We start from the raw sequence: 15091 nt of genomic DNA on the forward strand, positions 1-15091 counted from the left end.
AAGGCCCCGAGCGCACCATCTGGAAGCTACCAGCCGATTCCGAAGGCCATGTGTTCCGCCTGTCCCGTCGTGATGGTGGAGCTTTGGTTATTGTTGTCATCGTATGAGAAGCCGTATGCCAGCCCCCCGACTGAGTGCTGATGCCAGAACAGCGAATAGAAGTTTGCTGGCGACGATTGGTAGTAGGCAGCGACACTGGCCCAGTTTGCGGGAGTCAGGAGAACTCCCCGGTTGGTTGCGGCGCAGATCTGATTTTCAAGCTGCAACTGGATGTTGTTCTCGTCTGTAATCTGCGCTGTGGCCGGCTGGCCTGCCGCCGGCGCGACACCGGTTGCCATGGTCCCTGAGCATTGCACCAGATCCGAAGTGGACGGCTGCTGCACCGCGAAGGTTTCTCCGGCGTTTGCGGGAGCCGGGTTGTTCTCTGTGAAGTTGAGAGTCGAGCCGGTGGCGGTGCCGGTAAATTGGCGGCCGTTGACGGTGATGCTGAGCGGTTTAGTTGCATACTGCGCCCACGCGTTCGCGATCAGGCTCTGGAAGTAGGTCTGGCTGAACCCACCTGTAGCCATGGTGACACTTTGCTTGGGTGCGAGGATGCGCAGATTGGTGAGGGCCGGCACCTGGAAGTCTGCCGGGACCTGCGCGGCATATTCCTTGTCCAGATTGGCGATCGACTCGTTGATGCCTACCTGCATGTGGAAGGTTTCACCGGATCCCCAGACATCCAGCAGGAGTGGTAACCCGAACTGGTCGACCTGGGTGGTGTTGATGAAGATGCTGCCATTCGCCCCGTACGTGAACTCATACCAGTCGTAGTGCACGTTGAGGTTCGGATCGGTGCCGTTGAGAGGGTTCGGTCCCGCGTATCCATTTGGGCCGTTTGCCGCGGGAACGATGGACATGTAAAGGGGACTTCCCTCGGAGATGTAGATACGGCCCGAGCTCAGAGGCGGCAGCTTGAGCTGGTGACTCTCGGCGAGGGTGAACGAGTAGTTGGGGTAGGTCTGTCCGTCCGGTCCGGTCAGTGCGTTTGACGCGGTGTTGTCCGCGACGTTGGCGGGTGTAGCGGTGCCGTTGAAGTTGACCCACTCCAGCGCGCCGCTGACAGGATCGTTGCCGAGAATCTCGACATAGATCTGGTTGTCAGCCCAGACGCCGTTGGTGTTGTTGTTGAGGTCGGTGGCGACGAAGCCGGGAACGACCGTGTAGCTGGGTGAGGCGTTCACGCTCAGCGTAGCAGCCGAAGAAGTAGCAGAGCTTACGGAGTTGGTGGCCGTTACCGTGAAGCTGCTGCCGTTGTCGCTGGCAGTGGTTCCCGGGGTTGCGTAGCTGGCGTTGGTTGCGCCGGGTATCGCAATCCCGTTCTTGAACCACTGGTAGCTCAGTGCGTTTCCGGTGGCTACCACTGAAAAGGTGGCGGTCCGTCCGATGGTGACTGCCTGAGGCGCCGGGGCCGTGGTGATGGCAGGTGCTGTCACCGGCCCGGTTGCCGAGTTAATGGTGTATGTTCCCGTCGCTACCCCGCTTACTTGCCCTGCGAGCACCGCGATGGCCTGGATCGTCTCGTTTGCGCTCACCGGAATCGCTGAGCTGTAAATGAGAGAGGAGGTTGTCGGAACTGTGCCGTTGGTTGTGTAGTAGACCGTTGCACCCTGAGTCGCATCGTCGATCGAAACACTCTGCGCCGCCGTATAACTTCCCGGCACAGGTGTAAAGGTTGGCGTCGCAACGGTGGATGGGGCCGCCGGAGTCGTTGTCGCACTCGCTTGCGGACTCGGCGCCGACGTGCCGGAAGCACTCGAAGCCTCGACCACGTAGAAGTAGCTGGTGTTTACTGCGAGTCCGGTATCCGAGTAGCTGGTGACGGTTGCCGTGCCGATTTGATTTGCGCTTGAGGGCGTGAAGCCGGACGCCGTGCTGCGGAAGACGTCATAGACCACTCCCGAAGTCGTCGAAGCCGTCCAGCTCAGATTGATCTGGCTGGTGGAAACGTCTGCTGCCGTGAGGCTCGCAGGCGCGGCAGGCGCAGCTCCGATCACTTCAATGCCGTTGATCTCGGCATTGTCGGTCACGGTCGTGAACTGCAACACAATCTGCCCCTGGGCATTGGCAATCGCCGTGAACGGCTCGACGATTGCAATATCCGGTCCTCCCGCTGTTGCCACGATGTCAAAGCTGCTCAGAACCTGGGCACCGTTGATGCTGACGTTAAAGACGCGCTGACCCTGCTGAGTCCAGTAGAACTCATCGAAGTGCAGACGCACGGTGTAGCTTGCTCCCGGAGTGAGGCCGGGAAGCGTGTAGCTAAAGCTGTTGCCCACACGCTGGTTCTGGTAAACCGACTCAGGCGCAGGGTTCATCACCTTTGACGTGTCGATTGTCGCGTTGGTGCCGGATGGGTTTCCGCCGTTGAAGTCTTCATCGGCAGCGTAGGCACCCGCGGCTGGACCACCCGCGCTGATCGCGAGCACGTCCGTGCCGCAACCCGACGTGCAGTTGACATCGAATGTCCTTGCGGTTGCAGTGTTCGAGGCCATCGATGTCCCTGCGGAATCGACCGCCTGCACGGTGTAGGAGTACGTTGTTGAGGCCGTCAGTCCGGCATCGTTGAAGCTGGTTACGGTGAGGCCGTTCGCCACCGCGGTGCCGTTACGGAAGACGGTGTAGGTGACTCCCCAGGTCGCCGAAGCTGTCCAGCTGAGGTTGATCTGGCGGGACGAAGCTACCGATGCCGCCAGATTCGACGGTGCGCCCGGAGGCGTATTCGCAGCTGTGGCATTCTGCACCTCGATGCCATTGATCTCCGCGTTGTCCTTGATCGAGACGAGTTGGAGAGCGATCTGGCCCTGTGCATTTGCGCTCGCCGCGAACTGCTCTACCACCGCGATATCCTGGCCGCCCGCAGCGGCCAGAATATCGAAGTTGGTTAGCACCTGCGTGCCGTTGATGCTGACGTTGAAGACGCGCTGACCTGGCTGAGTCCAGTAGAACTCATCGAAGTGCAGACGCACCACATAGTTCGTCGCGGGCGTCAGACCCGTGAGCGTGTAAGTGAAGTTGCCGAATCGCTGGTTCTGATAGACCGATTCGGGAGCGGGGTTGACGACTCCGGAGGTACTGATGGTTGCGCCGCTGCCCGAAGGCGTTCCGCCGGTGAAGTCTTCGTCCGCGGCAAAGTTGCCCGTGGCTGGACCGCCAGCGCTGATAGCGAGGATATCCGATCCGTTATTGGTCGGCGTACTCGCCTCGGCCCCTGTGGTAGCAGATGCGGTGTTCGAGGCGGGCGAGGTGCCCGCCGCGTTGACCGCGAGCACCGTATACGAATATCCGGTGGAGGCCGTGAGCCCGGTATCGCTGTAGGTCGTGGTGGCGAGATTGCTCGCCGCCACGGCGCCATTGCGCAACACCGTATACGCCACCCCTGGCGTTGCGGAGGCTGTCCAGCTCAGATCGATCTCGCTGGAGGAAGCCGCCGTCGCGGTCAGGTTTGCCGGTGCAGCTGGCAATGCGGCGGTTGTCGCATTGGCCTGCGGGCTGGGAGCCGAAGTTCCGGAAGCGTTCGAAGCCTCGACCGCATAGTAGTAGGTTGTGTTCATCATGACACCGGTATCGGAATAGTTCGTACCGGTTGCCGTGGCAATCTGGTTTGCACTCGAAGGCGTGAAGCCTGCCGTAGTGCTGCGGAAGACATCATAGACGACACCCGGAGTCGTTGAAGCCGGCCAGGTGACATTGATCTGGTTCGCCGCGACAGCAGCCGCCGTCAGGCTGGCGGGTGCGACGGGCGCGGCCGAGATCACTTCGATGCCGTTGATCTCGGCATTGTCCGTGATGGTTGTGAACTGCAACACGATCTGCCCCTGAGAATTGGCAGTCACCGTGAACGGCTCTACGACTGCAATATCCGGTCCGCCCGCTGTTGCCACGATGTCAAAGCTGCTCAAAACCTGAGCGCCGTTGATGCTGACGTTGAAGACGCGCTGACCCGGCTGAGTCCAATAGAACTCGTCGAAGTGCAGGCGCACCGTATAGGTTGCTCCAGGCATCAAGCCAGGAAGGGTGTAAGTGAAGTTGTTGCCCACGCGCTGGTTCTGGTAAACCGATTCGGGAGCAGGGTTCATCACCTTTGACGTATTGATGGTGGCGTTGGTGCCAGATGCGCCTCCACCGTTGAAGTCTTCATCTGCGGCATAGACGCCCGCGGCGGGTCCGCCTGCGCTGATCGCGAGTACCTCCGAGCCGCAGCCCGCGGCACAGTTGACGTCGAAGGTGGTCGCGGTCGCAGTGTTCGAAGCCAGCGAAGTACCGGCAGGATCGACCGCCTCGACCGTGTAGGAGTAAGTAGTGGAAGCGGCGAGGCCCGCATCATTGTAGGTGGTCGCCGTCAGGCCATTCGCCACGGGGTTGCCGTTGCGGAAGACCGTGTAGCTGGCTCCGGCGGTTGCCGATGCCGTCCAGCTGAGGTTGATCTGGCTGGACGAAGCTACTGATGCCGCCAGATTCGACGGTGCGCCGGGAGGAGTATTGACCGCCGTCGCAGTGAGGACCTCGATGCCGTTGACTTCGGCGTTATCCGCCACCGAAGTGAATTGCAGCGTGATCTGTCCCTGAGCCGTCGAGGTTGCTGCGAACTGCTCGACAATGGCGATGTCCTGGCCGCCTGCGGCAGCGAAGATATCGAAGTTGGTCAGCACCTGCGTTCCGTTGATGCTGACGTTGAAGACGCGCTGCCCTGGCTGAGTCCAATAGAACTCATCGAAGTGCAGACGCACCACATAGTTCGTCGCGGGTGTCAGACCCGTGAGTGTGTAGCTGAAGTTGCCGAATCGCTGGTTCTGATAGACCGATTCGGGGGCAGGGTTTGTGACGCCCGTGGTGCTGATCGTCGCGTTCGTGCCCGAAGCTCCACCGCCGGTAAAGTCCTCATCGGGAGAGAAGATACCTGCCCCCGGACCGCCCGCGCTGATGGCAATTACATCCGAGCCGCAGTTCGAGGTGCAGCCGAGTTCCGGCGTCGTAGCCGAAGCCGCATTCGATGCCGCCGAATTTCCAGCCGAATCCGATGCTTCGACGATGTAGTAGTAGGTCGTGGTGGGAGCCGCGCTGGTGTCGGAGTACGTCGTACTCGTTGCCGTGGCGATCTGGTCAGCAGCCGAAGGAGTAAAGCCGGCCGTCGTGCTGCGGTAGACGTTGTAGCTGATGACGCAGCCAGTGGGTGCCGTGCTCGTTCCCCAGGTCAGATTCACCTGGCTCGCGGCATTGGCGCCCGCCGTCAGCGTTCCCGGCGTGCTCGGAACAGCCGCGCAGTTAACCGCCTGCACGGTGAGAGCCGCAGTGCTGCTGGTGGTTGTACCGAACGCGTCGCCGACGGCCACGCTGAAGAGCGTGTCGTTGTCGGCCGCCGTGGTGGCCGGTGTGGTGTAGGTCGATGAGGTTGCGCCGGAGATGGGACTTCCGTTCTTCGACCACTGATAGGTCAGGCTTCCGCTGCCGGTAGCCGCAACGCTGAAGCTGGCCGTCTGTCCTACCGTCACCGTCTGGCTGACCGGTTCCGTCGTGATCACAGGCGCAGCCCCGGCGGATGTTCCCGAGGCGCACAGCGTGGCTCCAGGAAAGTTGTTGGTGACCTGGAACGAGGAGCTGCCGTCGAAGTTGACGATCGACGACTTTGTGGCGTCGTCCGGATCTACGGTGGAGGTCCATGTGCTCCACGTTCCGCGGAAGGCGCAGCTGGCGTTGTTGACGCCGCTGATGCCCAATGCCTCGGACTGTGTCGGCAGGCGCATGCTGATGCTCGCGCAGTAGTTTTGCGCGCTCACGCCCGTGAACTGCGATCCCGCAGCGGTGTCTGTTTCGATGGTGCGGGTCCAGGTAAGGCTCGTCAGGTTGTCGGTGACGAGATTTGGATTGGAGGTGTTGACGGTGTACCGCTCCGTCGGGCCACCGCACTGCGGCACGTTGTAGACCTGGAACTCGTAGATCGAGTAGCCGTACTGGCTGGCTCGTTGTGTACCGTTCATGCGGATATACTGCCCTTGAACAGTAGGAAAGTTTAGGGTCTGTGTCCCGCCAGCGTTGGTCGGCTCCGTGTTTGCCGGGGGCCAGGCCACATTCCAGGTTGGATTGGTGGCAGGATCCTGGTTGGTGTACTCAATCTGGAATTGAGTCGCGTATGCGGCCTCCCAGTTGATGATCACGGTATTGAAGGACTGGACGGAACCGAGATCAACCTGCAGCCATGAAGGATCGACTCCCGGAACCGCGGGTGTCGGCGGAGCATTTGCCACAGCCGATCCCCAGCGTGTCGTAAGATTGCCGTCCACGGCATCCTCTGCACCGAGGCAATTTGCGCCAGAGAAAGGCGGCATCGTGGTGCCATCGGTGCAAGGAGTCTGGCTGCTGCTCGATGTGGCGACGGCGTTGAGAGCCAGGTTGACGCCGGGGGGCGCGAGCGTCAGCTGTGCCGCGTTGCTGGTGGCAGCTGCATTCGCGGCATTGTTGACCGTTACCGTATACGCGCCGACATTCTCTATGCTTACCGCCGGAATCGTATAGGTAAGAGTGTTCGAAAGCTGCGAGCCGCTGGTAAGAATCGTGGTTGTGCCCCCCGCGGGAGTGAACTGCCACTGATAGGTGTAGGGAGCGGACCCTGTAACAACCGCGGTGAACTGAACCGGTTCATTGACCGGCGCGATCACGCCCGCAGGCTGCGTTGTGAAAATCACCGGTGTAGCCGCATTCACGGTCACCAGCGCAGTGGACGATTGAGCCGAACTGACCGGATTGGTCACCACGACGTAGAAGCCTGCGCTTCCATTCGCGGTAAATACCGGGGTCGTGTAGGAAGCCTGGGTCGCACCAGCAATGGCGCCCGACCCGGTCCGATACCACTGGTAGGTCAGCGAGGGCGAGCCGGAGGCCGTTACCGATAGCGTTGCGCTCTGCCCCACGACCACGGTCTGGGGAGCAGGTTGTGCAGTGATGGCGACTTTGGCCGACGTATCTACCGTCAGGGTAGCAGGAGACGATGTCACCGTCCCGAGGCTGCTGGTAACCGTGACAGTGTACATATCGCCGTTGTCTGCAATGGTCGTCGCCGGCGTGGTGTAAACAGCAGCGGTCGCTCCGGGGATCTCGCCATTGTTATTCGACCACTGGTAGGTGAGAGTACCCGAGCCGGAGGCCACTACGCTGAAGGTCGCGCTGAAGCCTGCCGTGGTTGCCGCGTTCACTGGCGGAACGATGATGACCGGCGCCTGCGATTGCACTGGCGGCGGAGGTGCTACCGAAGTCAAGGTAACACTGCCGCTCGCCAAACCTGGAGCGCTCGCGGTCACAGTCGTCGTACCGGGAGTAAAGGTGCTGCGGAGGGCGATCTTCTGCAATCCACCCTCGAAGTTCAGCTCCGGATCTCCGGGCGAGTGGAAGAAGGCAAAAGGAACTCCAGCAATGACGGAGCTGTTTGCCTGGGAGAATGCGTCCTGATAGTAGGTGGTCCACGAGGGGTCGGCGACCAACTGTTGCGTTCCGCCCATATAACTGGCTGGGCCGGATACGGAGAAGGTTACATTATCTGCTGCCGTCGGGACGAGGTTGCCATTGGCGTCCTCCACCTGCGCGACAACCATTGCTGCATCTGACCCGTTAGCAGTCCATTGGAAGCTGGTGCCATCCGGTTTGGTGACCTCGGGAACGACACTGAGAACGATCCTGCTCTCCGCCCCGGCCGTTGTACGCGAATCGGTCACATTCGCAACCGGGTTGCTGTTCTCGTCGAGACACACGGCGCTAACCGTACCCGGCGCCCAGTTCACCATCCAGTGAACCTGTCCCGGCATCACGGTTGTGTTCTGGGTGAGGTCCGAATGGGAATCGACACTCCATGGGTTCGGTGTCTGGTCGGCGAGCACCGCGCCCGTAACCGGATCCTTGGGAGAACCGTTGATGAGCAGACGCACCGAAGGACAGTTGCTGAACGCGTTCTCCTGGATCGGAGTGCCCGGCGTGTATTCGTAGGACCGGTTCCAGTGATGCGCGAGGTGGACTACAGGCTTAACTGAGAACGGTATCCAGTTGGCCTGGTAGATGTAGTAGAGCAGCCTCGGGAAACGGTTCGCATCTGTCGACGAGTAACCGAGCGACCGCACGAGGTTCAACATGTTGGGCTGGTTTTGATATTCGGCCCAGAGGCTCGTCTCGCCCGGAGATTCAGCGAAGTACCACTGTGCCATGCCAAAGGCATTCGCTTGCCGTCCCTGGCGCCAGTCGTCGAGATAGGGAGCCGCGAAGGCAAGCTCGAAGTCATAGGCCAGGCCGCGCCCCGTACCCACGTTGTCCCAGTACTCGGCACCGAAGGCCGGATTGTTGGGATTCTGTTCCTTGTTTCCCGCTTCGCAGCCGGCTCCGTCGCATTCGTCCATGAATCCGTATGCGGGACTATAGGAGCGATCGGCGCTGACGCGCGTGTTGATGTTATCCCACGTCGTCTCGATTGTCTCAAGTTCGCTGGCGAGCGTTGGATTCATGCCGCCGTTGTCTCTCTCCCAATCGAGAATCGACGGATGGCTGCGATCGCGAATAATCATGTCGCGATGCACTTCCTGCTTGAGTTGCAGATCGTCGGCCGTCGGAGGGGTGGTGGCGTTCCAGTAATTTTCCCCATCGCCGCTCGGTTGATCGATCATGATGCCGTAGGCGTCTGCCGCCTCGACCATCTCTTCGCTGCTGGTCGAGTGTCCGGGGCGCCACACATTGCCGCCCTGGGCCGCGATCTGCGCCATATCGCGCCACCACTGCTCGTCGGGAACCGATGAGCCGAGCGCGGGATAGTCATAGCGGCTGGCTCCGCCCCACAGATACTGAGCGTGCCCGTTAAAAGAAGGAAAGTTTGCGTCCCAGGTAATGGTGCGGATACCAAGTGAACTCTGCGCCGAATCGACGATCACGCCGTTGACGCTGACGATGTGATAGACCTTGTACAAATATGGCGAGCCGCAGGAGACCGCAGGCGTACCGCAGATCGCGTTATTCGGATACCACAGTATCGGGTTGGGAACGTTGATCTGCTGATCGAACATCGGAACCGCGCCGGTTGGAAAGGTGCTGGGCGTCATCGGCGGAACGTTCTGCGTCACGGCAGGCGCTGTGACCACAACGTTGCCCTGCGCATCTACGATCTGCGTCGTTAGCGTAACCTGCTGTGCGACGGATGACTCGTTGAGGACATTCGTTTGCACCTCGACGAGGGCGGAGGCAGCCGTTGCCGTCCCCTCGAGAGCCGGCACCTCGGATACCGTCCCGACATAGGTGCCCCAGGTCCTAGTGTTCGAGTAGACATTCAGTGGGATGTGAACCGGATTCGTGACATACAGCTTTACATTACGGAACAGTCCCGCCATCGCCTGGCCGAATCGGAAATCTTCAGCGAAATTCGGCGTTTCAAACCAGGGAGAGCCGCGAGCGACGTCGATGGCAATCACGTTGTCCGTCTGACCGTCTGCAACGATGTACGGCGTAAGGTCACAGATGACCGGGACGAAACCGACCACGTGCGTGGCCTGCGCGTCTGCCGCTACCGCGCTGATGCCGGGCAGCAGCGTGCCGTTGATAAAGACCTGAACGCCTGAGTGCGCTCCCTCGAGATTCAGGAGAAACTTCTGGCCTGCATACTTGGAGTCGACCTTGAAGTGCAGGCGATACCAGTTATTTTGCCCGTTGAGTGAACCCTCTCCACCGCCAGAGCCCTGATTGATAAAGGTGCGAGGAATGTTTGCATCGTAAGGCAATCCAACCTGGGTCCAGGTGGCGCTGCCGTCGGAGCTCTCGCTAAAGCCGGGCGCCGAGTAAGACGTGGAGTTGTTGGTGTTCTCGAACCACCAGTTGCTTTGCGGCGCATTCGATGCCGAGGCAGCATTGCCGATGTACTGCGGCATGCCTGCTGCAAGATTGATTGTCGAGCGTTGCGATATCGGCAGCGTGGGCTCGACCTGCTGCTGCTGGCTATAGCCCGTGCGCGCGCCTACCAGCGCAGCCAGTACAAAGACCATCGCTAGAAATGCCGGCCGCGCACGCTTCTTCCACAGAACCCGGTCAGCCAGAACAAAGGCAGGCATCGGAACAGAAAATGTCCCAGAACTACAGGCAGGTGATCTCAAAGGGTCGTTCCTCTTTCAGATGTTGGGGGGAGCAACATGATCGAAAATCGGCATGACTCTTTATTGCCGACAAGGGATAGCGAAGCCTAGAGTAACGTATCTCCTGACACAAAGTAATGCACAGGCATTAAATCAGCATGATTAAAGTAACTTATGACATTTGAATTACTTTTAAATTGAAACTAGATAGAGGCGAGAGTGAATTTCTCCGAGGAGACGCTGGCAGGACGGGGACACGTTGCACGCCCGGGCAGCTATTGGAGTACCTCGCCGATGGAAGCGGTAGCGATGAATGGCAAAGGAATCGATCCAATCTGAAAGGAAAAACTAATTTTCTGCAAACGCGCTTTCTTTCTGAAAGTGATCTTTGCTGATCTTGCATATGCTTACTTCAAAGTGAGCACAACTCATTACACGGAAAGCCAAGTTGCTGATCGTCTAGCCGTAAATACTGGCGGACAATACAGCTATATCTTTCTTATGATCTTTAACGATTGATACATATACTGCTCCGCCAATTTCTTCTGTATGTTATTGCGGCATAATTGACGGGGCACTAAACCGCGGTCGCTAGTTGGCGATAAGAAACTCGCCAATCGATTCATTTTGCGAATCCCTCTGTTCCGCCGCATAGATCCTGCAAGCCTCGCCGCATCTCATCTGCACGATTCCCCTATCCAGAAAACGCCGCAGGCGGGACGATTCATTCAACAAGAAATTGATATTCTTGAAGGGTGGTTTATCCCTCAGCAATACAATTCATAGTTCTCGCAGCATCCCCGAGGGAAACCGTCTCCATGAACGGACTACAGCGGCTTTCTGCATCGGCCGGGAGATTGAATTCGGCGGTCAGGCCAAAGATTCAGCTTGCGCTCGATCCTCTACCTCCGTCAGCGGACTATCTCACTTTCCTAGATCTGGCCGCGCCGTGCTCAAACTTCATACAACAGAGCCCGGATTATCAAAGAGTTCGAGTAAGGTGAGCTTCGTGAATACTAGAGAACCATCAGCATTTCGTACTCGCAATCATGAAGGAATCCACCCGGCACGCGGAGCCGACCGAGCCATTCAACAACTCTTCCAGGGAATGAGATCGCCGAAATCTCCCAGCGTAGATATTTTTGAGAGCGATGTAGCTATTCAACGTTGCATGATCGGCTCGGGCGAACAGTCCGAAGTAGCTGTCGATTATCACTGTCTGGTTCTTTGGGACACCCACGTCGCCGAAGGAGAACTCGCTCTTGGCGGCTGCTTCAGGCCCTACAAAAAGTTTCCTAATACAATCAGCACCGTCGTCCCGGGTTTCTTTCCCGCAGTCAGGAATCTCTCTCCTCACACAGCGATTGTTTGCTCCATGAATGCAGGTTTCATAAGCCACCTTGAAGGAGAGCTCGACAGGCTGCCGCAAGGATCGTTCCATGAGCTCGCCGGTCAGGATGACTTTGTTCTAAGAAACATCACGCGCCTCCTAATCAAGGAGGCGGATGACGGAGGGCTCTCCGGAAAGCTCTACAGCGAGTCGCTCACCGTAGCTCTTGCCAGTCGCTTGTTATATCTTGGCCGATCGGCTAAGCAGCCTGAGCCAGGAAAGGTTTCAGCTCTTCCGCGCCGCTCGCTCGCGAGAGTCCTGGACCGAATGCGATCGGATATCCACATAGACACCAGCCTGAAGACTTTAGCTGCAGAAGCCGGGTACAGCCAATCTCAGTTTTTGAAGATGTTTCGAGCAGCGACCGGCACGACACCTCATCAATACCTGCTCGATCTCAAACTGGAGAAAGCCAAAGTGCTCATGGCCGCTCGAAACATCTCGATGATCGACATTGCGGCTGCTTGTGGCTTCTCGAGCCAGTCTCATCTGTCTACGACCTTCCGCAACCGTTTCGGCTCAACTCCAAGCCGCTACATCCGCGACCTGCGTAGGAAATGACCAGAGGCCCCGGCGGATCGCTTTATGAAAACGTGCTTCTTTTCTGAAAGATTCTCCTGCGGCTCTCAGGTACGTTAGGACGAGAAACAAATGGTTGACCCTGCAACCTATTTGTTCTAACTAACATTCGTTTAAGGGCACCTATGACGCAGTCGCAACCGGCCATGCTCCGCTCTCTCACCGCGCACGAAGAAATATATTGGCTGCTCAATTGGAACAGCCCGATTCATGCAGTGCTTGCCGCTCATGTAGTGGGTTCGACTACTGCCGAGGACTGGCGGGTCGCACTTGATCTCCTACAGCAGCGGCACCCTCTGCTCTCTGTAAGCATCGACGCTGCAGATGGGTATCGGCCCTTCTTCAAGCATCATGCCCAGGCGCCGATTCCTCTCCGGGTGGTTGCAGGTGAATCAGTGTCAAGATGGGAGGCGGAGATTGAGCGGGAGCTGGCAATTCCATTTGCTCCCGGCGAGGCACCATTGCTGCGTGCCGTGCTCATTCATCAGCCTGACCGTTCGGTTATCATTCTCGCGGCATGTCACTCCATCGCGGACGGAACTTCAATTCAGCTACTCGTTCGCGACCTCTTAATGGCAATGGCCGGCCATTCCCTCGAGCCGCTCGGTTTTCCTCGCTCCGAGGAGGAGTTGCTTGACATAAGTCCGCAGCCTCCCACTCAGGTCATAATCGAAGATCTAAGCGACGCGCCCATCAACGATGCCGGGCAACCATCGGTCTTAAGTCTGCAGCTCACTCAAGAGCTGACTCAGAAGCTGACCACTCGTGCACGGATGGAAGGCACGACCGTTCACGGTGTACTTGCTGCTGCGTTCGTTCTTGCAATGCGTCAGCAAGCGCCTGAGTTCCTCACAAAGCCGGTTCGCATCATCTCGCCGGTCAATACCCGGCCCGTGCTCGGCGCACAGCAGGAGTGCGGACTCTATTTCACTTCTCCTCAGGCATCTTTCGATCCTGAGACCGCTCACTCGTTTTGGGAGATAGCACGTTCCGCCAGGCAACGCATTATTGAAGCTTCAACGCGTGAAGTTCTCACAGGCGTGACGAACTATATGCAATGCATGATCGCAGGCGGGCTTACCAAAGCCTCAGCAGCCGACACGCTTAATAATGCGTTTGCAACGGATCTTCTACTGAGCAATCTTGGAAGGACACCATTCGATTCGATGTTCGGGCACTTGAAGCTTGAGTCTCTGTGGGGGCCTGCCGTTTTGAGTGGAATTCATGCCGCTCAGACTGTCGGAGCGGCATCAACGAATGGCTCCTTATGCTTGCTTCTGACGAGCTATGAACCGATTCCATTTTTGCTGCAAACAGTGGAGACAATCCTCTCCAACATTTAGTCTCAGACCGTTTCGGAGTCCGGCGAAACCGAGGTGGTCTGCCCGGCAAAGTCTTTCGTTACCTCTCCGGATCTGCCCGGCGGACAGCGAAATCAGCTGCCATCGCACAATCCTTAATTCACAGACACGGCATTACCAGAAACGAGTGGCAACCACCTCGGTTTGACCGGGCTCGTCGTCGACGACTTTCACGTGGATGACTACCTGCATGTTTTCATCTGCCCAGTTCTTCGGCGCGTTACGAAGAATGTCGGCAATCTTTTTCCGGTCGACCAGGATTTCACTGGCGGCCTGGGTTCCGTATTGCCCAATGCCTGCGGCCGTCAGCATGATGCTGTTGCTTTGCGGGAGAATCAGGCGGGAGAGGATGGCATAATCGTCGAGCGTTGAGCTTCCTGAGCCAGTACGAACCTTCCAGAAGCGGCTCTTGTCCTGGCGATCCGCAATCGTATCGCCGTTCAAAAAGGTGAATGGAGTATTGCGAGTTATGCCCAGCGTCCACCCGTTATTGAAGGCCCCAATGAGGACCGTCGGGCCGGTGTGTACGTCGCCTGCCGAGATGTCTCCTGCGAAACGCAACTGGTAGGGCTTGCCGTAGCGGGCCAGCATCGAGGTTATGGAGTTCGAGGCCAGCACGTCTCCGGTAGATACGTAGGTATTGCTGGATGCACTCAGGTCTTTAGGATCGATACTCTTGATCGACGGAAGCTGCACAACGAATTCAGGCCCCTGGTTTGGAAGCCCGTTGTCGTGCCGGTAGCGCTCCAGAAAATCCGGCGAGAAACGATAGACGACGTTGGTTCCGGTGTAGACGAGTACCGGGACCGGGCTTTTGAGAGCCGGCGCCCAGAAGAGATGGAAGGCACGTTCCTGTGCCGATGGAATGGCCATCCATATATATGTCCCTGCAACAAGCAGGAGCATTGCCGCCAGCAGTCCCCAGAAAAAACGATAGGGAGTGACGCGTAACGCGCGGCGAGGCTCAAGGACAGGTAGAGAGCTCGCGGTTGGAACTGCCTCTTCGACGGCGAGTAATGGCTGCTCGACTACGGCAGTGATCGGGGTGAGCGACTCGAACTTCGCCCGATAGGTTCCGGATGGAATCTCTATGAGAGTTCCGGCGTTACGTCCTTCACTCTGGTAGAACTGGGCAAGCCGTTTTCTTACCTCGGCGATGCGCGATCGCACGATCGGGTCGTTGGCCGTGTCGTAATCCGGGGCGCGGCCAAAGACCTCCGATCCGATGACCCGCTCACGCAGCAGCGTCTCGTTTCCCTTCAGGCTGTGCTCGACGACATAACGGAGCAGATCCTGGCATTGCCTGCTGCTCCGAAAAGGCGCACTCCCGAGAATCTCGCGCAGGGTTTTGCGGACGGCTGCCCGGTTCGGCGACAGCGCAGCTACAGAACTCGCTTCTGCCTCGTTTTGCTCAAGAATCTGCCCGCTTTGACCCTGCCCCTGATCCTGAACCGCCACTCTTAACCCCAGCACACAGGTACTGCACGTACCTGTCGAACTATTTGCAAGGAAACAAGATACTCCTTTTCTCCGCGACTCTCTACTGTACTGACCGTTGACGATCGTGTAGCCGCAGGAATCTCTTCCTTCTCGGTAAGTACGGATCCGGGGAGACACGCGCCGAAGAC

The 15091-nt window shown here is 58.3% G+C and carries 4 protein-coding genes; 2 read left to right on the top strand and 2 right to left on the bottom strand.

Going from position 1 to position 15091, the window contains the following annotated elements; translation table 11 throughout:
* Positions 1-26: 26 nt before the first annotated feature.
* The gene (locus tag LJD29_RS20405) at positions 27-10112 is read right to left on the bottom strand and encodes a malectin domain-containing carbohydrate-binding protein (RefSeq protein ID WP_446743421.1); all 10086 of its coding nucleotides are present in this window, start codon (positions 10110-10112) and stop codon (positions 27-29) included.
* A 1021-nt stretch (positions 10113-11133) separates the two neighbouring features.
* Between LJD29_RS20405 and LJD29_RS20410 the strand changes: the two genes are divergently transcribed.
* Together LJD29_RS20410 and LJD29_RS20415 are read left to right on the top strand one after the other, a co-directional pair.
* Entirely contained in the window at positions 11134-12084 is a 951-nt protein-coding gene (locus LJD29_RS20410; protein WP_446743422.1) for a helix-turn-helix domain-containing protein, read from the top strand.
* Positions 12085-12227: 143 nt separating this feature from the next.
* Positions 12228-13445 (top strand): condensation domain-containing protein, encoded by a 1218-nt coding sequence (locus LJD29_RS20415; RefSeq protein ID WP_446743423.1) that lies wholly within the window; start codon positions 12228-12230, stop codon positions 13443-13445.
* A 132-nt stretch (positions 13446-13577) separates the two neighbouring features.
* Here the strand turns inward: LJD29_RS20415 and LJD29_RS20420 are convergent, their stop codons facing one another.
* On the bottom strand, positions 13578-14921 hold the full coding sequence (locus tag LJD29_RS20420) for a hypothetical protein (RefSeq protein WP_446743424.1): 1344 nt from the start codon (positions 14919-14921) through the stop codon (positions 13578-13580).
* Positions 14922-15091: the final 170 nt, after the last annotated feature.

This window comes from Silvibacterium acidisoli (genome assembly GCA_022870745.1).
GTDB lineage: Bacteria > Acidobacteriota > Terriglobia > Terriglobales > Acidobacteriaceae > Silvibacterium.